Source organism: Variovorax sp. AC103 (genome assembly GCF_979254005.1).
In genome coordinates this window covers 183,403-207,272 of the sequence record NZ_CEEDFC010000012.1, presented here as the reverse complement: position 1 = coordinate 207,272, position 23,870 = coordinate 183,403, and the positions used below count along the sequence as shown (strand labels likewise).

20 protein-coding genes and 1 pseudogene are annotated in these 23,870 nt (G+C 65.7%); 6 read left to right on the top strand and 15 right to left on the bottom strand.

All coding sequences use genetic code 11. The features are described from left to right. Positions 1-4 precede the first annotated feature (4 nt). The 5 genes from AC0IYU_RS19155 to AC0IYU_RS19135 all read left to right on the top strand — a co-directional run bounded on the left by AC0IYU_RS19155 (position 5) and on the right by AC0IYU_RS19135 (position 7,385). Positions 5-3,124, top strand: coding sequence for an error-prone DNA polymerase (locus tag AC0IYU_RS19155; protein ID WP_472120108.1), 3,120 nt, complete (start codon positions 5-7; stop codon positions 3,122-3,124). Positions 3,125-3,527: 403 nt separating this feature from the next. Continuing rightward, positions 3,528-3,725 (top strand): hypothetical protein, encoded by a 198-nt coding sequence (locus AC0IYU_RS19150; RefSeq protein ID WP_472120106.1) that lies wholly within the window; start codon positions 3,528-3,530, stop codon positions 3,723-3,725. Positions 3,726-4,044: 319 nt separating this feature from the next. Continuing rightward, entirely contained in the window at positions 4,045-4,470 is a 426-nt protein-coding gene (locus AC0IYU_RS19145) for a MarR family winged helix-turn-helix transcriptional regulator (RefSeq protein WP_472120104.1), read from the top strand. Next, entirely contained in the window at positions 4,467-6,224 is a 1,758-nt protein-coding gene (locus AC0IYU_RS19140) for a chloride channel protein (RefSeq protein ID WP_472120102.1), read from the top strand. The genes AC0IYU_RS19145 and AC0IYU_RS19140 overlap by 4 nt, the downstream gene beginning before the upstream one ends. Positions 6,225-6,755: 531 nt before the next feature. Next, on the top strand, positions 6,756-7,385 hold the full coding sequence (locus AC0IYU_RS19135) for a hypothetical protein (protein ID WP_472120100.1): 630 nt from the start codon (positions 6,756-6,758) through the stop codon (positions 7,383-7,385). A 249-nt stretch (positions 7,386-7,634) separates the two neighbouring features. Here AC0IYU_RS19135 and AC0IYU_RS19130 read toward each other — a convergent pair whose 3' ends face one another. The 14 genes and pseudogenes from AC0IYU_RS19130 to AC0IYU_RS19065 form a co-directional block, all read right to left on the bottom strand. After that, positions 7,635-7,859: a hypothetical protein gene (locus AC0IYU_RS19130; RefSeq protein WP_472120098.1), complete on the bottom strand. Its 225-nt coding sequence runs from the start codon at positions 7,857-7,859 to the stop codon at positions 7,635-7,637. Between the two features lie 68 nt (positions 7,860-7,927). After that, positions 7,928-10,222 (bottom strand): xanthine dehydrogenase family protein molybdopterin-binding subunit, encoded by a 2,295-nt coding sequence (locus AC0IYU_RS19125; RefSeq protein ID WP_472120096.1) that lies wholly within the window; start codon positions 10,220-10,222, stop codon positions 7,928-7,930. Further along, positions 10,219-11,279: pseudogene (locus tag AC0IYU_RS19120) on the bottom strand (FAD binding domain-containing protein). Before AC0IYU_RS19120 ends, AC0IYU_RS19125 begins: the two are co-directional and overlap by 4 nt. Continuing rightward, entirely contained in the window at positions 11,276-11,803 is a 528-nt protein-coding gene (locus AC0IYU_RS19115) for a (2Fe-2S)-binding protein (RefSeq protein WP_472120095.1), read from the bottom strand. The pseudogene AC0IYU_RS19120 and the gene AC0IYU_RS19115 overlap by 4 nt, the downstream one beginning before the upstream one ends. Before the next feature lie 108 nt (positions 11,804-11,911). Further along, on the bottom strand, positions 11,912-12,211 hold the full coding sequence (locus AC0IYU_RS19110) for a hypothetical protein (protein WP_472120093.1): 300 nt from the start codon (positions 12,209-12,211) through the stop codon (positions 11,912-11,914). Beyond that, positions 12,201-12,725: a DUF2243 domain-containing protein gene (locus AC0IYU_RS19105; protein WP_472120091.1), complete on the bottom strand. Its 525-nt coding sequence runs from the start codon at positions 12,723-12,725 to the stop codon at positions 12,201-12,203. Before AC0IYU_RS19105 ends, AC0IYU_RS19110 begins: the two co-directional genes overlap by 11 nt. After that, entirely contained in the window at positions 12,722-13,642 is a 921-nt protein-coding gene (locus AC0IYU_RS19100) for an alpha/beta fold hydrolase (RefSeq protein WP_472120089.1), read from the bottom strand. The genes AC0IYU_RS19105 and AC0IYU_RS19100 overlap by 4 nt, the downstream gene beginning before the upstream one ends. Before the next feature lie 10 nt (positions 13,643-13,652). Further along, the gene (locus AC0IYU_RS19095; protein ID WP_472120088.1) at positions 13,653-14,255 is read right to left on the bottom strand and encodes a L,D-transpeptidase; all 603 of its coding nucleotides are present in this window, start codon (positions 14,253-14,255) and stop codon (positions 13,653-13,655) included. Positions 14,256-14,302: 47 nt separating this feature from the next. Then, positions 14,303-14,614 (bottom strand): proteophosphoglycan ppg4, encoded by a 312-nt coding sequence (locus tag AC0IYU_RS19090; RefSeq protein WP_472120086.1) that lies wholly within the window; start codon positions 14,612-14,614, stop codon positions 14,303-14,305. A 157-nt stretch (positions 14,615-14,771) separates the two neighbouring features. After that, entirely contained in the window at positions 14,772-15,914 is a 1,143-nt protein-coding gene (locus tag AC0IYU_RS19085; RefSeq protein ID WP_472120084.1) for a c-type cytochrome, read from the bottom strand. A gap of 158 nt (positions 15,915-16,072) precedes the next feature. Next, on the bottom strand, positions 16,073-17,041 hold the full coding sequence (locus AC0IYU_RS19080) for a cytochrome c oxidase assembly protein (protein WP_472120082.1): 969 nt from the start codon (positions 17,039-17,041) through the stop codon (positions 16,073-16,075). 12 nt (positions 17,042-17,053) lie between these two features. Continuing rightward, complete coding sequence (locus AC0IYU_RS19075) at positions 17,054-17,713, bottom strand: cytochrome c oxidase subunit 3 (RefSeq protein WP_472120081.1); 660 nt, start codon at positions 17,711-17,713, stop codon at positions 17,054-17,056. After that, positions 17,710-19,653 carry a cytochrome c oxidase subunit I gene (gene ctaD / locus AC0IYU_RS19070; RefSeq protein ID WP_472120079.1) on the bottom strand — a complete coding sequence of 648 codons (1,944 nt, stop codon included), beginning with the start codon at positions 19,651-19,653 and terminating at the stop codon, positions 17,710-17,712. Before ctaD ends, AC0IYU_RS19075 begins: the two co-directional genes overlap by 4 nt. After that, entirely contained in the window at positions 19,650-20,753 is a 1,104-nt protein-coding gene (locus tag AC0IYU_RS19065) for a cytochrome c oxidase subunit II (RefSeq protein WP_472120078.1), read from the bottom strand. Before AC0IYU_RS19065 ends, ctaD begins: the two co-directional genes overlap by 4 nt. 191 nt (positions 20,754-20,944) lie before the next feature. Between AC0IYU_RS19065 and AC0IYU_RS19060 the strand changes: the two genes are divergently transcribed. After that, complete coding sequence (locus AC0IYU_RS19060; protein ID WP_472120077.1) at positions 20,945-23,242, top strand: FdhF/YdeP family oxidoreductase; 2,298 nt, start codon at positions 20,945-20,947, stop codon at positions 23,240-23,242. Between the two features lie 85 nt (positions 23,243-23,327). Here AC0IYU_RS19060 and AC0IYU_RS19055 read toward each other — a convergent pair whose 3' ends face one another. Next, entirely contained in the window at positions 23,328-23,819 is a 492-nt protein-coding gene (locus tag AC0IYU_RS19055; RefSeq protein WP_472120075.1) for a hemerythrin domain-containing protein, read from the bottom strand. Positions 23,820-23,870: the final 51 nt, after the last annotated feature.

Sequence of the window (23,870 nt, the reverse complement as noted above, 5' to 3'; positions counted from 1 at the left end):
GCGTATGGAACTGCCCGACTACGCCGAACTCCGCTGCGTGAGCAACTTCAGCTTCCTGCGCGGTGCGAGCCAACCGGAGGAGCTCGTCGAACGTGCGAAGCAGCTCGGCTATACCGCCCTGGCCATTACCGACGAATGCAGCCTGGCCGGCGTGGTGCGCGCCCACGTGGCAGCGAAAGACCACGGCCTCAAATTGCTCATCGGCAGCCAGTTTCTCGTCGAGCCCGAGGATCTGGAACAGGATGCAACGCCGTTCACGCTCACCGTCCTTGCCTGCAATCTGGATGGCTACGGCAACCTCTCCGAGTTCATCACCAAGCTGCGCCGCGCGTCGGAGAAGGGCATATACCGATTGCCGCTTGCGGACATCCAGGGCCGTGAGCTCGAGAACTGCGTGGTGTTGGCGTCGCCGAAGCGCATGTGCTCGCCGGCGCAACTTCGCTGGCTCGGCAACTGGCTCCTGAAGCATTTCATGGGCCGCAGCTGGTTCGCTGTGGAAAAGCTCCGTGTGCTCGACGATGAGATGTGGTTGCACAGACTGGGCGAAATCAGCGCTGACACTGCAATCCCGCTGGTGGCTGCCGGTGACGTGCATTTCCATGTGCGTTCGCGCAAGCCTTTGCAGGACGTGATGACTGCGACGCGGCTGGGCAAGCCACTGACTGATTGCGGGCTTGAATTGCAGCCCAACGCCGAGCGTCATCTGCGCACCCGACTGCGGCTCGCGCAGACCTACACGTCTGATCTCCTTGCAGAGACGCTCAAGGTGGCTGCACGCTGCAGCTTCAGTCTCGAGGAGCTCCGTTACCAGTACCCCGACGAGGTCGTACCCCAAGGAGAGACCCCGGCCGGCTACCTGCGACGCATCACCTACGAAGGTGCAGGGCGCCGCTGGCCCGATGGCATCCCCGCCAAAGTACAAATGCAGATCGAACACGAACTCGTGCTCATCGCCGAGCTGAAGTACGAGCACTACTTCCTGACCGTGGCCGACATCGTGATGTTCGCGCGCTCCCGGCACATCCTTTGCCAGGGGCGCGGCAGTGCCGCGAACAGCGTGGTCTGCTACTGCACGGGCGTGACCGAGGTCGACCCGGCCCGCATGAGCGTGCTTTTCGAGCGCTTCATCTCCAAGGAGCGCAACGAGCCGCCGGACATCGACATCGATTTCGAACACGAGCGGCGCGAGGAAGTGCTGCAGTACCTCTATGCCAAGTACGGACGAGACCGTGCGGCCATCACCGGCGTCGTGATCAGCTACCGGCCCAAGAGTGCGATCCGGGATGTGGGCAAGGCCCTGGGCATGTCGCTCGAGACGGTCGACGCCATCGCCAAGGGGCACCAGTGGTGGGATGGGCGCGAGCTTCGGCCCGAGAGGCTGCAGGAGATTGGTCTGTCGATGGAGTCCCTCCAGGTGCAGCAGCTGATGCACCTTACCGGGCAACTGATCGGATTTCCTCGTCACCTGAGCCAGCACACGGGCGGCTTCGTGCTGACCAAGGGCCCGCTGTGCCGCATGGTGCCCATCGAGAACGCGTCGATGCCGGATCGCACCGTCATCGAATGGGACAAGGACGACCTCGACGCGCTGGGCCTGTTGAAGGTGGACTGCCTCGCGCTGGGCATGCTCACTGCGATCCGCAAGGCGCTGGACTTCATCGGCCTGCGCAAGGGCTGCGTGTTCGGCATGCAGGACATCCCGGCGGAGGACAGCACGACCTACGACATGATCTGCAAGGCCGACACCGTCGGCGTCTTCCAGATCGAAAGCCGCGCGCAGATGAGCATGCTGCCGCGCCTGAAGCCGCGTTGCTTCTACGACTTGGTCATCGAGGTCGCGATCGTTCGGCCAGGGCCAATCCAGGGCGGCATGGTGCATCCGTACCTGAATCGGCGCCAGGGCAGGGAGGCGGTCGTCTATCCGAGCGAGGCCTTGAAGGAAGCTCTTGGGCGCACGCTGGGTGTGCCGGTGTTCCAGGAGCAGGTGATGCAGATTTCGATCCTGGCGGCCGGCTTCACGCCTGGAGAGGCCGATGGGCTGCGGCGCTCGATGGCGGCTTGGAAGCGCAAGGGCGGTCTGGAGCACTACTACGACAAGATCGTCAACGGCATGACCTCGCGCGGCTATGAAGAGAGCTTCGCCAAGGCGATCTTCGAGCAGATCAAAGGCTTCAGCGAATACGGTTTCCCGGAAAGCCACGCCGCCTCGTTCGCGTTGCTGGTCTACGCGAGCTGCTGGATTAAGTGCCACCACCCGGCCGAGTTCCTGGCAGCCATGCTGAACTCGCAGCCACTGGGTTTCTATTCGCCATCGCAGCTTGTGCAGGACGCTCGGCGTCGTGGCGTTGATGTTCGGCCCGTGGACGTGATGTACAGCGACTTGGACTGCACGCTGGAGAACATGTCACACGAACCTGCGGTGCGCTTAGGGCTACGCATGATCGGCGGGCTCAAGTCGGCTTCGGCGGACCGCATCGTCGAAGCACGCGCGCAGCTTGTCTTCGACAGTGCGGAAGACCTGGCGCTGCGCGCCCGTCTCGAATTGCATGAGATGAAGCTGTTGGCCGCTGCCGATGCATTGATGAGCCTGTCGGGCCATCGGCGCCAGCAAGTCTGGGAGGCTGCGGGGCTGCGCGCGGCGCCTGCGTTACTGCGCGATGCGCCGGTCGATGAAGACTTCCTCGAACTCGAGGAGGCACCCGAAGGCGAGGAGATCGTATTCGACTACGCGTCGACTGGGTTGACCCTGCGCCGGCATCCTCTTGCGCTGCTGCGCGAGCGCCTGACGCTTCGAGGACTGATGACTGCGCACGACCTGGAGGAGATTGAGAATGGCGACCAAGTGAGCCACTGCGGCATCGTGACGCTTCGCCAGCAGCCGGAGACGGCGAAGGGGACGATCTTCCTCTCGCTGGAAGACGAGACAGGCGTCGTGCAGGTGATCGTGTGGATGAGCCTGCGAGAGGTCCAGCGCCAGGAACTGCTGGGCGCGCGACTCATGGCCGTCCACGGAACTTGGCGGCGCGAAGGCGCTGTGAAGAACTTGATCGCCGGGCGGCTGGAAGACCTGACGCCGTTGTTGGGGAGGCTGGCGTCGGCAACTGCTAGCCGGGATTTCAGATGAGCGAGGGAAGGCTCATATAGGCGCCTCAGGTCTACAAGAACTCGCTGGGTGAAGATCCAGGAGGCAGGGCTGCAGTCTTATATCCGGCCTGTTGTCCAGGCATATGTCTACTTACTCTATTTTCGCTGACGGCATTCCCCTCTCCGACATGGGCGAGCGCGTTGGATGGGCGTTTCTGGCTTGGCGGTCCTCGCCGACGCTTGGGCAGCATTCAAACCGGCTTGCTGGCGGCACCGCTGGCCAACAGCCTTGCTTGCCGAAAAGCACACTTTGACATTACGCTCCGGCGAAAAAACGATGAGGCTTTTGTAGCGCAGCTATGACATCTCCCTTTGGTCACGATCCCAAGACACAGGACAGCGCGGCTCGGAGAACGCTTCCGCTTTTTAATGGAAGGAGCGAAATGAACGAGAAGATTCGGCTCAACGATGAGCAGTGGAAGAAGCTGCTCAGCATGACCAACCGAGACAAGATCAAGACACATGAGGAGCCAAGCCATCGGTGGAGCCGGTTGAGGTCATATGGTTTGTTGGCACACGACAGTGAAGGCCGCGGCTACCTGACCGAAAAAGGCATGCACCGTTTAGGCCAAGGCAGATAGGGTGCCGAGGACTAGCCTGCCGCTCGCGGTGTACCGATGACTTGGGCCTTTGCGTCAGCCTACGACGGGCTTCTGCCGGCGATCGGCTTGCGAGGGGGACCCATCTGTGGACATGGTCTCAGCTCAAACCAACGTGTTTGCAGAGAACGATCGGTCAACCCACCTTGAGACTGTTCCGTGAGTCGGAGACGATGCTGTCCGCTGCACAGCGCCAAATCTAGAGGCAGAGGTACCGCGGCCGGTTCTGACGACATGCATGTCGCGCGAGAAATATATCATTACGTGATATATTCGTGGCGTTTCTCATTCGCTCTTGGCCATGCCCACATCCGTCCGCAAGCTCAGCAAAAAAGACTTCGAGTCGCTCTCAGAATTCCGCTACCAGATGCGCCGCTTCGAGCGTTTCTCCGAGCGCGCCGCACAGGGCGAAGGCCTCACGCCGCAACAGTATTTGGTGCTGCTTCACATCAAGGGCGCGCCCGGCCGCGAATGGGCGTCGGTGGGCGAGATCGCCGAGCGATTGCAGCTGCAGCCGCATGGGGCGGTGGCGCTCGTCACGCGCTGCGAGGCGCTCGAACTCGTGGCGCGCCGGCCCAGCGAGATAGACCGTCGTCAGGTCGAGATTCACTTGCTGCCCGCCGGCCAGAAGCTGCTCGACCGCCTGGCCGAACTGCACCGCGCGGAACTCCTGTCGCTCAAGGGCGCGTTCAAGGTGCCGCAGATCGATCTTCCCGACGCACCATGACCCCAGCCTCCCGCCCCCCTCGTGGCGACTTTGCCCTAAACGCGCGCCTTCTGCGCATCACCGCCATGGCCATCGCCATCGGCGCCATCAGCACCGTGGCCGCGCGCGTGCTGCTCGATCTGATCCGGTTCTTCACCAACCTCTTCTTCTTCCAGACCTTCTCGCTGGCCGACCGCTCGCCGGCCACGCACACGCTGGGCGCCTGGGTGATCGTGGTGCCGGTGATCGGCGGACTCATCGTGGGCCTCGTCGCGCGCTACGGTTCCGACAAGATCCGCGGCCACGGCATTCCCGAGGCCATCGAGGCGATCCTGTTCGGCAAGAGCAAGATGTCGCCGAAGGTTGCGGTACTCAAGCCGCTGTCCTCTGGCATCGTGATTGGCAGCGGCGGCCCGTTCGGTGCCGAGGGGCCCATCATCATGACGGGCGGTGCCATCGGCTCGCTGATCGCGCAGTACTTTCATCTGACTGCCGCCGAGCGCAAGGCGCTGCTGGTGGCGGGCGCCACCGCTGGCATGACGGCCGTGTTCGGAACACCGGTGGCCGCCGTGCTACTGGCGGTCGAGCTACTGCTGTTCGAGCTGCGACCGCGCAGCCTGCTGCCGGTGGCCGTGGCCTGCGCAGTGGCGGGCTTCACGCGGCCGCTGCTGATGGACGCAGGGCCGCTGTTCCCCCTGCAGACGGCCGTGCCCGGCCCGTTGGCCATGCTGTCGTGCGTGGTGGCAGGTGTGCTGTGCGGGGCGCTGTCGGCGTCGCTGTCGCTCTCGCTCTACAAGGTGGAGGACTGGTTCGGCAAGCTGCCCGTGCACTGGATGTGGTGGCCCGCTATCGGCGGCCTGGCGGTGGGCATCGGCGGGTACTTCCAGCCGCGAGCGCTGGGCGTGGGCTACGACGTCATCGGCGACCTGCTGCACGGGCATCTAGCGCTCGGCGTGGTGGCCGCGCTGCTGGCCGTGAAGGCCGTCATTTGGGCCATCTCGTTGGGCTCGGGGACCTCGGGCGGCGTGCTCGCGCCGCTGCTGATGATGGGCGCGGGCCTCGGCGCCGTGCTGTCGCACGTGCTGCCCGGCAACGACCCGATGCTGTGGCCGCTGGTGTGCATGGCGGCCACGCTGGGCGGCGTGATGCGCGCGCCACTCACCGCCACCATCTTCGCCTTCGGCCTCACGCACGACAGCAATGCGCTGCTGCCGCTGCTGGCCACCTCGGCAGTGGCCTACGGCTTCACGGTGCTCACCATGCGCCGCTCCATCCTCACCGAAAAGATCGCCCGCCGCGGCTATCACATCTACCGCGAATACGGCATCGATCCGCTGGAGCGCCACTCGGTCGACGAAGTGATGACGCGCGAGGTGCGTAGCATCGACGCGGCCCTGCCGGTGGCGCAGGCGATGTTCAAGTTCTTCGGCGACGGGCAGGCACACCGCGCGTTTCCGGTGCTGCGAAACGGCGCGGTGATCGGCATGGCTGACCGCGCGATGCTGGCCGCGTTGGGCACACGCAATCCGATTGCCACGGTGGGCGATGCCTGCGCCGATGTGCCGCTTTACTTCGCGCTGCCGAGCGACAACTGCCGCATGGTCGCGACCCGTCTAGCGCGCCATCGGATCGAACGCTTGCCTGTAGTGAAGGACGCGCAGTCGTTGGCACTGGTGGGCCTCGTGGCGCGTAGCGACCTGATCAAGCCTTCGCTGGCGCATTTCGAGGAGGAAGAAAAGCGCGAGCGCATGCGCGGACTGCCCTGGCAGGCCTGAGTGCTGGCGGGTCAGCAGTTCAATGTTCACCGACTTTGTGCTCGACGCCTTGAAGACAAGCCCTGTACCTGGGAGTCGTTGGCGGGGCCCGACGAGGTCGCTTAAAGCGAGGGCTATGCGACCTCAGCGCAAGCGAAAAACGAAGTTCTTTTGTCCGGCAGCAAATCTTGCCGAGATGCGGTTAGCTGCCGCAGCAGTATCCTGCGCGCTACGCTTCCTGGACGCCGGTCGCCTTTGCACCGTTTTGCTGCATCGGGCGCGAGTCGGTCAAGGGGCGAGAAGCGTCTTGTTCGCATATCGCAAGGTCGAACCCCGGCGCTGGGCTCCGCCGCCAAGCGCACGTTTGAGCGACTTGAGCGATTTCGGTTCGGCGCCGTCAATGTGTCGGCTTCTTCCCACAGCGCCGCGGCACCCCCACCGACGGATGAGTCCTGGGCAAGGGTGAGCATTAAGGCTCTTTGGAGAGGGGATGTCATGAGACCGCGCCCGCGCGTCTTTCCCGTAATCGATGTGCTTGACAGAGCCCAGGCCGTGCGCAACGCCGCGCTGGCTTTCGCCCTCGGAGCCGACGGAATCTTTTTCGATAACGCCGACGATGACGATGGCGTCTTGTTAACTATCGCGACCCAGCTGAAGTCCGCGTGGCCCGACAAGCTACTGGGCGCGAGCTACGCGACGCTGGGACCGGTGAAGGCGCTTCAGCGGAGCGTGCGCAGCGGGCTGGATGCCACTTGGACCGTGCGCACGGATGTCACTGCAAGAATGGCCTCTCGCGACGCCGTCGAAGCCGCGACATTGCTGAAGTCTCGCCCTGCCCACCGATTTTTCGCGGCGATTGCGTTTTGCGCGCGCGACGTCGAAGCAGAGCCTGGCTTAGCGGCCATTCGCGCACGCGAGCTGGGAATGATTCCGACCACTGGCGGAGATCGCATCGGCGGGTCGTCGCGAAAGTTGGAAACGATACGCGACGCCATCGGCAACGCGCCCTTGGCACTGGCCGGCAACTTCGCCGCCGGCCAACTGGGCTCATTGTCGAGTCTTCCGAGCCATCTGCTTGTGCACACTGCGGGTGATGCCGGCTTTGCATATCTGGACGTCGACGCGCTGAAGACCTGCATGACGCGCGTGACTGCGGCGGCATTTGGAAGCGTGCACACCTGAGCATCCGAACGCATGCGGTCGGAGCATAGGGTCCGCATGCGGCTCCATGCCGCCGAGGCGGCTGTCCACCGCGCCGCGGCGAGCCTCAGCACGGAATGAAATCGCGGAGCAATTGCCCCGCCTGGTAGACGGTTCGAACTCGGCTTTGTCGATAGAAGCTCCATCGGATCGAAGTACACAGCGTGCCGGTTGGTTCGCAGTCCGGGTCGACTAGCGGAACGGCACGAAAAGAAGGGCGCCCGATTTTCGTCAACCGCCGCCGATGCCGACGGTGACTTTTCCGGACCCCTGGCACGCCTCGCATCGCGCGCCCCCATCCGTCACCCCGGACCCGCCGCACCGGCTGCAGATCTGCTCGCCGGTGCCTGGTGTGCCGGGCGGCGCTTCGTCGCCAGGACTGGTCAATCCTTTCGGTTGATCCTTGCCGTCGCCTGCCGTGGGAAACGGCCAACTGGTGTTCTCCGCGTTGGTCATGGTGTTCTCCTGCAAACCGGATTGAGAAATGGACGATGCCTGCGAGGCTCGGTCATGTCGCTGGGCCCTCACGGCGCCATGACCTTGTCGGGCGTCATCGGCGTGCTGCGCACGCGTCGACCCGTGGCGTGGAAGATCGCGTTGCTCACCGCTGCGGCGACGCCCACGATACCGATTTCGCCCACGCCTTTTGCTCCGAGTTGGCTGACCACGCGGTCGTCCTCGTGCACGAAGAGCACATCGATGTCATGGATGTCGGCATTCACCGCCACGTGGTACTCGGCCATGTTGTGGTTCATGAAACGCCCTAGCCGGTGGTCTGAATGGGTTTCCTCGTGCAAGGCCTGGCTGATGCCCCAGACCACCGCACCAGTGACCTGGCTGCGCGCCGTCTTTGCGCTGAGGATGCGGCCCGCAGCAACGGCACTCACCACGCGTGTCACCCGCACCGTGCCCAGTGCCTCGTCCACCTTCACCTCGCAGAACACGGCCGAGTGCGTGGCGCGCACGTATTTGCGCTGCTTGAGCACGCTGGGCAGCAGCAGGTATTTCTCCTCCACGCGCTCCGTGTCGTTGGCCGACATCAGTACCGACAGCGCAATCCCCTTGTCAGGCGATTGTTTCAGGCGGATGTGCTGGTCGGCAAATTCCACGTCCTCGAACCTGGCCTTGGCCACGGGGGAATGCGGCAACGCCCTGGCCATGCGAAAGAGCTTGCGCTGCAGCTTTTCGCACGCGCCTTGCACGGCTGAGCCCACGGTCGTCACGTGCGAAGAGCCGCCTTCGATGGGCGCGACCGGCAACGTGGAATCGCCGAGCTGGAAGGTCACCCGCTCCAAAGGAAGACCCATGGCGGCAGCCGCAATCATGCCCATGACCGTGTACGTGCCGGTGCCGATGTCCGTCGCTGCGCTGCTCACCACGAGGCGCCCATCGGCGTGAAATACCGCGCTTGCGCGCGCGAACATCTGCATGGCGTCCCAGGTGCCGGTGGCCATGCCCCAGCCCACGAGTTCGTGTCCGTCTTGCATGCTGCGCGGCTCCAGCGGCCTCGCAGCCCATCCGAAGCGCTCGGCGCCTTGCTGATAGCAGGCGGCGAGCTCCTTCGTGGAGTAAGGCATGTCGTCCATCGGGTTGCGCTCGGCGTAGTTCTTCACGCGCAGCGCGAGCGGGTCCATGCGAAGGGCGTAGGCCAGTTCGTCCATGGCGACTTCCAGCGCATGCACGCCGTGCGCAGCACCGGGCGCGCGCATGTCAATGGGGCTGTATTGGTCGAGCGAGACGATCTGGTAACCGAGCTTGATGTTGTCGCACGCGTACAGCTGCCCTGACCAGTTCACCACCACTTCAACGTAGTCTTCGAAGCGCGAGGTCTCGGCAAGCGCTGTGTGCACGATCGCACGCAGCGTACCGTCGCGCTCGGCGGAGAGCTTCACACGCTGCAAGGTCTCGGGCCGGTGGCCAAAGGTGAACATCTGCTGGCGCGTCATCACCACGCGCACCGAGCGCTCCAGATGGACCGACGCCATCATGGCCAGGATGAGCTGGTATTGCGGGCGCAGCCCCGACCCGAACGCACCACCCACATAGGGATTGCGCACCGTCACCTTGTGCTTCGGCAGTCCGAACACATGTGATACGTACCAGCGGCTGTTCTGCGAGCTCTGTGTCTTGTCATAGATCACATACCGACCGTCGGCACTGCGCAGCACGGTGGACGCAAAAAGCTCCATCGGGTTGTGATGCTCGACGCCGCTGTAGTACTCGGCCTCGATGGACACCGGCGCCTGTGCGAACGCGGCTTCCGCGTCGCCCTTTTCATCGGGCGGCGGTGAATAGCCAGCCTTCAGGCGGCTCGGTGTGTGCGCACGGCCAAGGTGCGCCATGAGGTCGGTCTCGTGCGGCTGCGCCTCGTATTCCACGTGGACCAGCGACGCCGCGTACCGTGCTGCCTCGAAGGTCTGGGCCACGACTAGGGCGACCGGCTGGCCGCTGTAGCGGATGAAGGCGTCGTGCAGCGGCTTGAACGGCGAGCCGCCCGGCGAAGTCATGTCCTTGTAAAACACGCCGAGGGAACGTGTTTTGGGGTGGTTTTCGTGGGTCAGGACGTCCAGAACCCCTGCAACGGCAAGCGCGTCGCCCAGTTCCATGCGGACAATGCGGCCCTTGGCGATGGTACTGTTGACGATCACGCCATAGACAAGCTCCTGATCCCCCTCCTGCACTGGATGTTCGGCCGCGTAGCGCGCCTCGCCGGTCACTTTCGCCCGGCCATCCACACGGGACACCGGCATGCCTAGGCTCACGGGACCGGTGCCGACCTCGGCACCCGGCGCCCGCAGGGCTTCGATCAAGTCAGTCATGGGTGCTGCTCCTTCGTGTCCGGTCGGCCGGGCCCATCGTTGGGGTCTTGCGAGTGGGCCTGCGTGCCGGCGGTGGCGGTCTCGAGCGCGCGCACGATCGCTCGTCGCGCCATCACGAGCTTGAATGCGTTGTCGCCCTGGCTTTGTGCGCCGCGCAGCAGCACGTCGGCGGCGGCATTGAAATGGGCGGCAATCGGTGGCTTGCCGGCAAGCACCGCTTCTGCCTCCGGCACACGCCAGGGCTTGTGCGCCACACCGCCAAGGGCTATCCGCGCACTGCGCACCAGCCCTTGCGGATCGAGATCGAGCGCCGCCGCCACGGACACCAGCGCGAAGGCATAGGAGGCGCGGTCGCGCACCTTCAGGTAGGCCGAATGGGCTTCGTACTGCGCTGCTGGAGGCAGCTCGATGTGCGTGACGAGCTCGCCCGGCGCGAGCGTGTTGACCTGATCGGGCCGCTCGCCCGGCAAGCGGTGGAAGTCGGCAAAGGCGATGGTTCTGCGTCCGGTCCGCGACTGAACATGCACTTTGGCCTCCAGCGCGGCCAGCGCCACGCACATGTCTGACGGATGCGTCGCGATGCACGCGTCGCTCGCTCCGAGGACGGCGTGCTGACGGGTCAGGCCGCCGATGGCGGAACAACCCGCGCCCGGCTGGCGCTGTTGCATGGCGCGCCCACGTCATAGAAATAAACGCAGCGAGTGCGTTGCAGCAGGTTGCCCCCATTGGTGGCCATGTTGCGGATTTGCGGCGAAGCGCCGGCCAGCAGCGCGGCGTTCAGCAGCGGATAGCGACGCCGCACCGTGTCGGTGTACGCGGTTGCGGCGTTGCGCGCCAGCGCGCCGAGCATCAGGCCGCCGTCCGCCCCGGGCTCGATGCCGTGCAGGTCAAGCGCATTGAGGTCGATCAGGCGCATCGGCCTTTCCACGTTTTCCTTCATGAGGTCGACGAGATTGGTGCCGCCGGCGATCCATTTGGACCTCCCTTCGCCGCCTCCGTGGAAAGCCTCAAGCGCCTCCTCGACCGAAGCCACCTCGACATACGCGAACGGTGTCATGGCTTCGGCTCCAAGGCAATTTCGCAGACCGCATCGAGGATCTGCGGGTACGCACCGCAGCGGCAAATGTTGCCGCTCATGAGCTCCCGCACGTCGTCCACCGAGCGAGCCTGCCCCTCCGCGATGAGGCCCACGGCCGAGCAGATCTGCCCCGGGGTGCAATAGCCACATTGCAGTGCATCGTGCGTCACGAAGGCGCGTTGCAGCGGGTGCAGAAGGTCTCCGTTTGCGAGTCCCTCGATGGTGGTGATGTGCCGTCGGTTTTGCATGACGGCCAGCGTCAGGCACGAGTTGATTCGCTGGCCTTCCACCAACACCGTACACGCGCCGCACTGGCCATGGTCGCAACCTTTTTTCGTGCCGGTAAGGCCAAGACGGTCGCGCAGCAGATCGAGCAACGTGACCCAAGGCTCCACTTGGAGCGCGTGAGCGGTCCCGTTGACGTGAAGAGTGACAGGCAAGGGTGCCGGTCGTGTGTCGGCAGCCGGTACGCTGCCCGGCGGGGGCGAGACCTTGGCGTCCATGCGCGTTCCTTTCGTGTGAATGGAGTGTCGACTCCCCGACAAAAACTGCTTCAACCACCGTGCATTCCGCCAGCGTTTGCTGCTGTCGGACAAATGCGCGATGCGGCGTCACTCTCGAACAGGGAGGCCGCGCGCCGCTTGCACATCGTCGGGTGAGAGTGCGGCAGGCGCGTTCAGCGGAGCGTCGGGCCCGGAAACGATGCCTCGAGGGCCTAACACAACGTCTGCGCCCACAACGTCTGCGCCCGACTTGCAGATCAGCTGCGACACCTCTTCGAAAGTCGGCGCCGGCCCTAGCGTGAGGACATGCCATAGCGGCGTCAATGCAAGCAGCAGACCCACGACGAGCGCGCACCAGCCCAGGAAGCCCGCGTGGCGGACCTGCTGAATATCGACCTCATCCGCCATGCCGTGCCGCCAGTCGCAGCGCTTGGGCTTCAGCCGAGTGGCGGCGCCTGCCCGAGCGCCACATCACCCAGCCGCCGACGATCATGGCGGCACCCCATGCAAGAAAGCCGATGTCATAGGCGCCGCGATGCGCCGCGCTCACCAGCTCGTTGACGTGATGGACACCCAGGATGTGGTGATCGACGACGCCCTCGAGCACATTGAAGATTCCCCATCCCATCAGGCAACTGCCCCACATCAACCTGCCGGACCAGTACACATGGCTGCGGTGTGCGATGCGCCAGAAGCCATGGAGCGCCAGCACCACGAAGATGTAGGTTGCACTGTGGAAGATGCCGTCCCAGAGTGTGTTGAGCCGCAGGTTTTCCAGGGTGGTCGGTGGATACCAGCTGCTCACCATGTGGTGCCACTGCAGCAGTTGATGCAGCACTATCCCGTCGAAGAAGCCGCCCAGTCCCAAGCCAAAGAGGATGCCGGCGTGCGTCGGAAATCTTCCGAGCGGGTTCGATGTCATGGGGCGAACCTCCCGTGGTGTTCCTGCAGCAGCGCGCTGGCGCCAAGGAACTCCGCGAGTCGGGCGTCGATCTCTTCCGGTTCCTCGTGATGCAGCCAGTGCGACGCCTCGGGAATGTGAATGACCTCCGCCTGCTCGCAATAGCACAGGGCCGCCTCGGCAAGACCGGGCTGCAGCGCAGTGTCCGCGTCTCCCCAGAGAATGCGCACCGGCGCGGTAATTTTCCGGGCTGTCGGCGTGCTGAGCGGCATGGCGCGATACCAGTCGATCATGGCGCGCAGCGCGCCGGACTCGGCCCACACACGGCGGTACTCCGCCAGCTCGGCGTCGCCGAAGGTGCCACGTCGACTGGACTGCGTGAGGGCCGCAGCCAAAAGCGCGTAGTTGTTGACGCCCAACACGGCTTCGGGCACGACCGGCAGCTGGAAGAAGCCCACGTAGGTGCTACGCAGCATTTGGCCGGGGTGTGTGAGCGCGTAGCCCAGCAAGCTGCAAGGATGGGGCGCATTGAGGATCACAAGGCGCTCGACGGCGGCTGCGTTGCGCGCGGCAACGTGCCAGGCGACGATGCCTCCCCAATCGTGCCCGACCAGCGCGAAGCGCGGTGCGCCCAGCCGCGTCGCGATGCCGACCACGTCGTCCGCAAGAACGTCCAGCGCATAGGCGGCAATGCCCTGCGGTTTGGACGAGGCGCCGTAACCGCGCTGGTCGGGCACGGCAACTCGCCATCCGGCAGCCACCAGCGGCCCGATGGCACGTCGCCACGCGCCCCAGAACTCCGGGAATCCGTGCAGCAACAGCACGAGCGGGGCGTCCGCCTCGCCCGCAACCGCGACGTGCAGTTCGACGCCCGAGAGCGACACGGTCTCGTGCGAGATGGGGGGAAAGGACGAAAGGGAGACTGTTGAAGTGGCCATGGCGCGAACTTCAGTGGCCCATGAAGCCGAAGACGGAACGGCTCGTCGCCTGGTCCGGCAGCACGTAGACCACGCCTTGCCGACTGCCAAGCGCGGGCTTCACGTACCGGTCGTAGAAGGCGGCCGGCACGTTGATGCAGCCGTAGGTGATGCGGTTGTCGGCGGGCGTCGGCGTGGCAAGGCGTTCGAGGCGGCGTTCGGCCTTGACCACCGGCCGTACGCGGTGCATCGACACAGCCGCGTCGTAGTCCACCCAGACGATGTCTTCCCCCGACAAGTTGCGCCCCGGTTCGCTGGCAAAGCGGCCGGCCGGCGTGGTGCGCTCGTTCGGCTTGATGTCGGACATCTTTCGCTCGCCGATGCCCGGCACGGACACGTCTCCGCGGGCAAGCCCGAGCAGCACGGGCGACGAGGCCAGCAGCGCGCCATTGCCCTGGAAGACGAAGACACGGGCCTGCTGCTTGTCGACGACGGCGAACGGGCCCGCCTTGTTGTCGCCCGCCGCCACCGCCGCGCGCGCGAGCCGAAGTGCGTCGTCCGGCTCGGCGCTCGCTGCCATGGGAGCCAGCAGCAAAGCGGCCAGCGCGCCGTATTGGACGAGGCGAGACGTCATGGTGCGCGCTCCGGCTGTCGCAGTTGGCCGTGTTCGGTCGGCGGGTGTCAATTGCGATCGGCGCGGGCGGGCCGCATCGGCCTGCTGTTCGATGCCATGGCATTGGTGTCGTTGTTGCTGCCCGTGCTCATGCTGCCGGACATCGGCGCGCTCCCCGAGGTGCCGCCGGAGCCCGAGCCCGAGGCACTGTTGTTCTGCGGCGTGGTGCCGGTGGTGCCCATCGGGCCGCCTGCCGGGCTTTGCTGGCCGGCCGCGGTGGCGGGATTGGGGGATGCCGTCGTGGGCGGATTTCCCTGTGCGAAGGCGGTTCCCGCGGCGGTCAGTGCAAGTGCCGCGACAAGCTTGGAAGTTCTGTTCATGGCGAGTCTCCTTGATGTCGGTGATGAATGCGGTGAGGCATCCGGAAGGCCGGTGCAGAGCGACCGGTGATTGGCAATTTGCGTGCAGCGTGCGCGGCCCGCGTCGGCGGCCTGCGACGTATCCGGTAGGAGAGCTTCCCGGCGCCTGGGGGGCTCTCTAACGCAGCTTCCGCTTGAGCGTGGTGACGTCGTGGGTCGTGACGGGCCGCGCCGCGTTGCCCCACGACTGGCGTATATAGGTGAGCACCTGTGCCGTCTGCACATCGGTCAGCGTCGAATCGAAGCCCGGCATCGCCTGTGGAGAAGGTCCGCTCGCGCTTCGTGGCCCTTTTCCGCCCTGCACGACCAGGCGGATCAACGAGGTGGCGTCGTCGCCCAACACCGACGCATTGCCCGCGAGGCGGGGAAAGACTTCTGCCACGCCCTTGCCGTCCGGCTGGTGGCACTGCGCGCAGAACGACCTGTAGACGCGTGCACCCACCGATTCCACGTCTGACGTGCGGTCGCCCTTGCGCGGCCCTGGCCCGACCGCTGCACCCGCAGCCTGGGGCGTGTACGCGCCTTCCTCGCGCTGCGCCGGCAGCGTCTTCAGGTACTTGGCGACCGCACGGGCATCCGCCTCGGTGAGGTGCTGGATGCTCTGCTCCACTTCCTCGGCCATCGAGCCGAATGCCGCTTTTCCGTCGGCATGGCCGGTGCGCAGGAAGCGGGCGATCGCTGCGGCGTCGGAACGCCCGAGTCCGGCACCTTGCGCCCCCGTGAGGTTGGTCGCATACCAGTCGTCGTTGACCATGCCGGTGAGGAACAGGCGCGACGTTTCGTCATGCCCGCGTTCCTGGTAGGCCAGCCCGCGCGGCGTGTGGCACGAGCCGCAGTGACCGAAGGATTGCACCAGGTAGGCTCCCCGGTTCCACTCAGCGTCCTTGCCGGGCTTGCCGACGTAAAGGCCGGATGGAAGGAAAGCAGCCTTCCAGAAGCGCAAGGCCCAGCGCTGGTTGAACGGAAAGGGAAGCCGCGTCGGCGGCGGCGCGTAGTCTGACGCGTGCACGCCGCGCGTCAGGTAGTCGAACAACGCCTGGAGGTCCTCGTCGGTCGCCTTGGCGTAGGCGGTGTAGGGCATGGCCGGGTACAGGTGCCGATTGCCCGGGGCTGTCCCTTCTCGCATGACACGCTTGAAGTCGTCGATGCCGTACCGCCCGATGCCGTGCACCTTGTCGGGGGTGATGTTGGTGCTGTAGATGGGGCCCATCGGCGTGGACATGGGCCGCCCGCCCGCAAACGGAATGCCGTCGCGCGGCATGGTGTGGCAGTTGGCGCAGCCGCCAATGCGTGCAAGGTATTCGCCGCGCTTCAGCGAGTCGGTGTCCGCGGGCGCGACAGCTTGCGCCCGCGCACAAGGGGCCAGCGTGCAGAGTGCCAACGCGAGCGCTGCCAGCCGACAGCAGACCCGGCTCGGCCTCACGGCACCTCCGGCGCAGGCGAAGGCGATCTCGACGGCGTGCTCGCATGCCGCTCGTCGAGCCACCGCGCGACCATGACGAGCGCGCTCGCGAAGTACGCGAGCCCGCCCGGCACCCACATGACGAGGCCGCCCATCTGCTGGTCCTGCAGCGCATCGATGCCGAGCGCGGCAGAGGGCTCGACGTACAGCGGATACCAAAGGTCGGGCGCAAGCGCGAGCAGCGCACCCAGCGCACCGGTGTGGACCATGGTGGTGAACAGCGACAGGAGGGCCGCGCCGCCGGGGTGGCGGAAGATCGTCCACCAGAACACCAACGCGCTGGCCAGAAAACTCGTGTGCTGAAGCGTGTGGATCCATGGATGCAGCAGCGCGCCCTGGAACAGCGCCGGCATGTGCCACAGCCACAGCGCTGCCGCGTGCATCAGCCAGGCGCCCACTGGCGTGGTGATCCCGTTCCAGGCCACCTTGAACGGACGCCAGCGCACCGCGGTGCCGACCCGTTTGCGCCAGCGGGCCCGCAGCGCCCACACCCATACACCCAGAGGCCGCCCGAGCACCAGCAGCGGCGCCGCCACGATCATGAGGAGCTCGTGCTGGACCATGTGCGCGGAGAACAGCGCCGCGCACAGCCCGTCCAGTGGAGAGACCAGCGCCACGCCAAGAAAGAGCCAGCCGCCGAGGAAAGCCGCGGCTTGCCGCGCGCGCAATGGGCGCGCGCCGGCTCGGCTGCGCTGCCGAAGTTGTCGATAGCCGAGGAGGTAGAGCGCCAGGCTCGTCCCGAGCGCGGCTAGCACCAGCGGGTCGAAGCTCCACGAAACCCAGGAGGGCGCGGGTGCCGAAGGGTCGAGCACGTGCGCGCTCGCGGCAGGGGCCAGCAGCAGGCACGTCCAGGGCATCTTGCGGCCCGCAGCGCGGGCTGGGCGGCGATACAACGGGAAGGGGAGGGGTGGCGTGCGGGTGCTCATCGTGTTACTGGGTCAGCCCAGCGGCGCGAGATAAATGACGGCGTAGATCGGCAGCCAGCTGCCCACCACGAAGTACCAGTACAGCGCGTTCTCGCTGACGTCCACGAAGCGCTTTCCTTCGAAGGGCCCCTTGTAGAGAAGCACCGCCAGCACAGTGGTGTCGATGGTGTCGGTGAGCAGGTGCGTGGTGTGCAGCCCGAGCAGCAGCCAGACGACCGATCCGTAGGCATTGGCGTGCCAGCTCACATTGAGCGTAGTGAATTCGAGCGCGCGCACGCCCAGAAAGACCAGCGAGAACGCGACGCACACGGCCAGCCATCGCCGCGCGCGCCGACGGTCCTGGCGCTCGGCGGCGCCCTTAGCCATCTGGTTGGGCCAAAGGCTCAGCAGCAGGACGGCCGTGTTGAGGGTGCCCCAGCGCAGCGCGGGCGGCACGGCATCGATCGGCCACACCGATGCCACGCCTCGCAGGTAGAAATACATCATCACGCCGATGGCGAAGACCGTGCCCTCGATCAGCATCAGCCCCATCGTGCTCCACCACATCAGGCTTCCCTGGCCGAACGAATAGGAGGGCAGGTGGCGCACGTCCAGACCGCCCGGCTTGCCCGACCCACTCGGCTCGCTCGGTCTGTCGGTGGTGGCCGGACCGCGGTCGCCGATGGCCGTCATGGCGATTGCTCCAGCGCCAGTGCCTGCTCGGTCTCCCTGCGGCCCGGCCAGAACCAGCCCACCAGCGCGACTGTGACCGGCACCGCGCCCCACACCACGGCCCAAGGGGTGTACACCGACCCGATGAAAAGCAGGGTCGTGGCCAACGCGCCCAACAACGGCCACAGGCTTGGCTTTGGAAACAGTGGGCGGCTCTCGGGCCGGGCTTCCAATGCGCTGGTCACCAGCACCTCGCGGGCATCGGCGGCGAGGCCCGACACATGGGAAGGCCGGCCGGACGGCATCCACAGCGGCTCGCGCCCGCGGATCACGGGAAGCGCGTCGAAGTTGTAGGGCGGGGGCGGGCTGGCCGTGCTCCACTCCAGCGTGCCGGCGCCCCACGGGTCCGCAGGGGCACGCGCGTTGCCGCGAACACTGAGTGCCACGTTCACGAGGAACACCGCCACGCTCGCTGCAATAACGAAGGCGCCCACGGTGGCCGTGGCATTCATGCCGTCCCAGCCCAGGCCTTGCGAGTAGGTCCACACGCGCCTCGGCATGCCATGCAGGCCCAGCAGGTGCATCGGAAAGAACGCCACGTTGAAGCCGACGAAGAACAGCCAGAAATGCCAGCGACCCAGCGTCTCGCCCAGCATGCGGCCGGTGAACTTGGGAAACCAGTAGTAGATGGCGCCGAACAGTGGAAACACCGCGCCGCCGAGCAGCACGTAGTGCAGGTGCGCCACTACGAAGTAGGTGTCGTGCACCTGCAGGTCGAGCGAGACCGACGCCAGCATCAGCCCCGTCATGCCGCCCGCGACCAGGATGACGAAGAACGCCAGCACGAAGAGCAAAGGCGTCCTGAAGACGACCCGGCCGTTCCACAGCGTTGCGATCCAGCAGAAGATCTGCACCGCCGAGGGCACCGCGATGGCCAGGCTCGCAGCCGTGAAGAAGGCCTTGCCCACCTCGGGCAAGTTGGTGGCGAACATGTGGTGCACCCACAGCCCGAACGCCAGGAAGGCGGTGGCGACCAGCGCCAGCACCATCGCGCGGTAGCCGAACACCGGCCGCCGCGCAAAGGTCGGGATGATCGAGGAGATGAAGCCCAGCGGCGGGATGAAGATCAGGTACACCTCCGGATGTCCGAAGAACCAGAACAGGTGCTGCCACAGCAGCACGTCGCCGCCGCGCGCGGGGTTGTAGAAATGCGTGCCCACCAGCCGGTCGAGGATCAGCGCCGTGCTGCCGAGCATCACCGAGGGCATGGCGAACAGCACCATGAACTGCGTGACCAGCGTCGCCCACACGAACAGCGGCATGCGGCCCAGCGTCATGCCGGGTGCGCGCATCTTGAAGATCGTCGTGATCAGCACGATGGCCACCAGCAGCGCCGACAGTTCGGTGAAGGTGATCATTTGCGCCCAGATGTCCACCCCCTTGCCCGGCGCGTAGTCCGACGAGGCCAGCGGCACATAGCTGAACCAGCCGGTGTTCGGCCCCGAGCCGAGGAAGAAGCCCGCGTAGAGAAATGCACCGCCCATCACGAAGACCCAGAATGCGAAAGCATTCATGCGCGGAAAGGCCACACTGCGCGCGCCGATCATGAGCGGCACCAGGTACAGGGCGACCGCCTGCATCACCGGCACGGCGAACAAAAACATCATGGTCGTGCCGTGCATCGTGAACAGCTGGTTGTAGAGCTCGGGGCTGACCAGGCGCAGCCCGGGCCGCGCGAGTTGCAGGCGCATGGCCAAGGCGAGCAGGCCGCCAAGCAGGAAGAACACGAAAGTCGCGACGATGAATCGCCGCGCGATGGTCTTGTGGTCGATGGCCCGCAAGCTGCCGCGCCAGCCCGGCGGATCACTCCAGGTGGCGTGCAGCGCGCGCAGCACGCGCGGGCCGGCATGCGGCCCGTCGCGCAGCGGCTCCGAATGCACGGCTGCCGACCGCGGGCTCATTTCAGGCTTCCGAGGTAAGTGACCAGCGCCCGCACGTCGTCCGGGGAGAGCCGGCTCGAAGGCATGGTGCTGCCCGACTTCAGCGACTGCGGATCGACGATCCACGCGCCCAGCGTGGCGGGGTCGTTTTTAACCGTGCCGGCCGCGAGCAGGGCGCGGCTCGCCACATGGGTCAGGTCGGGCCCCAAACTGCCCGCGGCCGTCGTGCCGCGCACGGTGTGGCATTGCGCGCAGTTCGAAGACAGGAACAGCTGCGCGCCCCGCGCGGCTTCCACATCCGACGGTGCGTCGGCCCGCGCCTGCTGGGCCGTGCGCCATTGCGCGTAGGTGTCCGGCGGATCGGCACTGACGCTGAACGCCATCAGCGCGTGCTGCAGCCCGCAGAATTCGGCGCACTCGCCGCGGTAGACCCCGGGCTTGTCGGCACGCAGCAGCAACTGCGTGCTCCGGCCCGGCAGCATGTCTTTCTTGCCGTGCAGGCTGGGGACCCAGAAGGTGTGGATCACATCGACGCTTTTCAGCGTGACGATGACCGGGCGGCCCACCGGCACGTGCAGCTCGCTGGACACGGCGAACTCGGGCTTGCCCTGCGCGTCGAGGTAGCGGGCCTCCCACCACCATTGCTGGGCAGTCATTTCGATTCGCAGCGCGTCGGCCGCGGGCAGGCGGGAGAGCGCACGATCGGTCCACATGTCGGCGCCGAGCAGCACGACGAGCAGCCCCGCCGAGCCGACGCTCGCCCACGTCGTCCAACGTTTCGCAGTCCGCTCGGAGGCCACCGGCTGCGGCGCCTCGGACGCAGCGTGTGCCGCACCGCGAGATGCGCGCGTCAGCGCAACCAGCAGCGCGATGAGGATGGCGGCGAAGACCGCCATGCAGATCCACAGGGTCAGTTGCCACAGGTCATGGATGCGCCCCGCCTGCGCGCCGGCCGGGCGCAGGGCACTGTGGGTCGCGGGACCGGACCAGCTGGAGAGATCGGAAAGAACGAAAGCAGATCGCGCGAACACGCGGCCCGGCCCTATGGCATCGGGCAGTGACAGGTCGATGGATGAAACGAGGCGCAGCAACCCAGGCCTTTCGTCGTTCGTCGTGGACAACCACTTCTAGCAAATGCCCAGCAAGTTGCCAATCGGCGGCAAGCGCGAACACGAGGCCGAGGCGGTGGCGGGATCGCGCGTCAAAGCACGCTTGTCGTCACGCTCGCACGCCGTCATTCGGTGGGCGCCTACATGTGCGTGGTTCGCCGGTTCTAGCGTTGAGGGTACATAACAGAGCCGGAGCACACACCGTGACCGACAAAACGCATTCCGAGCCGTATACCCACGCTGCGGGCGGATGGGGCTCGCTCAAGGCAGTTGGAACATACCTGCTGCGCGAACGCATTCCCATCACCGGCGCGCAGGCGCTGCTGAAGCAGAACAAGCCCGGCGGCTTTGCCTGTGTGAGTTGCGCATGGGCCAAGCCGGAACATCCCCACCCCGCCGAGTTCTGCGAGAACGGTGCCAAGGCGACGGCGTGGGAGCTCACGGCCAAGCGGTTGCCGGCCTATTTTTTCCAGACGCACTCCGTCACCGAACTGCTTGGCTGGGGCGACCACGAACTGGAAGCGGGCGGCCGCCTGACGGTGCCCATGAAATGGGACGCCGGGAGCGACCGTTACCTCGAGGTGCCGTGGGCGCAAGCCTTCGAGGAGATCGGCGCCGAACTGAAGGCGCTGCGCGCGCAGGACCCCGCATCGGTGGTGTTCTATGCCTCGGGCCGTGCGTCGCTGGAGACCAGTTACATGTACCAGTTGCTGGCGCGGCTGTACGGCAACAACAATCTGCCAGACAGCTCCAACATGTGCCACGAGAGCACTTCGGTGGCACTGCCGGAGACCATCGGCGTGCCGGTGGGCAACGTTCGCCTCGACGACTTCGAGCAGTGCGATGCCATCTTCATCTTCGGCCAGAACACGGGCGTGAGCAGCCCGCGCATGCTGCACCAGCTGCAGGACGCGCGCCGGCGCGGCATATCGATCATCACCTTCAACCCGCTGCGCGAACGCGGCCTGGTCGAGTTCGTGAACCCGCAGTCGCCCACCGAGATGCTCACGCCGGCCCACACCGACGTCAGCACGCAGTACCTGCAGCTGAAGAACGGGGGCGACCTGGCGGCGCTCAGCGGCCTGTGCAAGGCGTTGATCGAGGCCGACGACCAGGCGCTGGCCACAGGCGGTGCGCGCGTCCTCGATGCCGCTTTCATCGCGCAGCACACGCACGGCTTCGAGGAATTCGCCGCCGCGATGCGCCAGACCGATTGGGCCGAGATAGAAATGGAGTCGGGTCTGGCGCGCGAGGCGCTCGAAGCGGCCGCCTCCACCTTCGCCAATGCGAGGGCCGTCATCGGCATCTATGGCATGGGCCTGACGCAGCACCGCAAGGGCGTCGAGAACGTGCAGATGGTGTCCAACCTGCTGCTGCTTGGCGGCCACATCGGCCGGCCGGGCGCGGGCATCTGCCCGGTGCGCGGTCATTCAAATGTGCAGGGGCAGCGCACCGTCGGCATCACCGAGAAGCCGGAGCTGGCGCCGCTGGACAAGCTGGCGGAGCTCTACGGCTTCGAGCCGCCGCGCGAAAAGGGCCTGAACACAGTGGAGGCCTGCGAGGGCGTGTTGGCGGGGCGCGTGCGCGCTTTCGTGGGGCTGGGCGGCAACTTCGTGCGGGCGGTACCCGACACCGACCGCATCGAGCCGGCCTGGCGCCGGCTACGGTTGACCGTGCATGTGGCGACCAAGCTCAACCGAAGCCATCTGGTGCACGGCGAAGTGTCGTACCTGCTGCCTTGCATGGGACGCATCGAGATCGATCGTCAAGCCAGCGGCGAGCAAACAGTCAGCATGGAGGATTCGACCGGCGTGATGCACGCGTCCAAGGGCGTGGCGGAACCGGCGGCAGACACGCTGCTGTCGGAAGCTGCCATCGTCGCAGGCATCGCGAAGGCCACGCTGCCGGAGAACCCGCGCGTACCCTGGGACGGATGGGTGGCCGACTACGCGCTGGTGCGCGACCACATCGCGCAGGCGTTCCCCGAGATCTTTCACGACTTCAGCGCGCGGCTCGCGGCACCCGGCGGTTTCCCACGGCCACTGGCCGCCAAGGAACGCAAGTGGAAGACGCCGAACGGCAAGGCCAACTTCAAGGGATTCGGCAACCTGCATGCCGACCCCGACATGCCCGAAAGCGGCGCCGATGTGCTGCGGCTCATGACCTTGCGCAGCGACGACCAGTTCAATACGACCATCTACAGCCTGGACGACCGCTTCAGGGGCATTCACGGCACGCGGCGCGTCCTGTTGATGAACCGCGGCGACATGGAGCGCCTGGGCGTGGCGGAAGGGACGATGGTCGACGTCAGCACCGCGAGCGATGAAGAGCCACCGCGTACGGTTCCGGGGCTGCGCGTGACGCCGTACGACATTCCAGCGGGTTGCGCCGCCGGCTACTACCCGGAATGCAACCCGCTGATTCCACTGACGCACCACGCCGAGAAAAGCAAGGTGCCGGCAGCCAAGGCGATACCGGTGAGACTGCGCCTGGCTGCCTGAACTGAAGAAGGGCGTCGAGGCCGGTCTGTCCTCGGGCCCGTTCAGTTTGTGCCTGGTCTTAATAGAGCTTCGTCAGGAAACAAGCTCAGGCGACCGCGCCAGTGAGTTCGGCCATGAGTTCCTCCTTGCGGGCGGACAACGTTTCGCGCATTCCGACGAGATCGAGCTTGCGTGCCGCACGAGCTTTAACAAAGATCTCAGCACGCTCCTCCTTCACGTGGTGGTCAATGTACTCGCCCAGCACCGTGACCTTCGCGTCAAACTTCTCGTCCACGTCAGCGGCTTGCTCGATCTGAGCAATCAGGTCCTTCGCGCTGGCATGTTCGACCTCTGCCTCGTCCAAGAGGTCGGTGTCCTTGATGGCTTCACGAAGCGCAGGGTAGAAGATCTCTTCTTCAATCTGGGCGTGCACCGTGAGCTCTAGGCAGATTTGATTGGCCAAATCGCGTCTCTTTTGCTTTGCGCTGGCGGCGCGGGATTTCGTCAGCGCCTCGTAGTCCTTGAACATCGCCTTCACCTTGCGATGGTCCGCATCGAGCAAGGTGCAAGCGTCGGGGGATGAGCGGGCGGTTGCCATTGAGAACTCCTTTTTTTCATGTGGGAGCTGAACATTGCCGCCTTTGCGCCG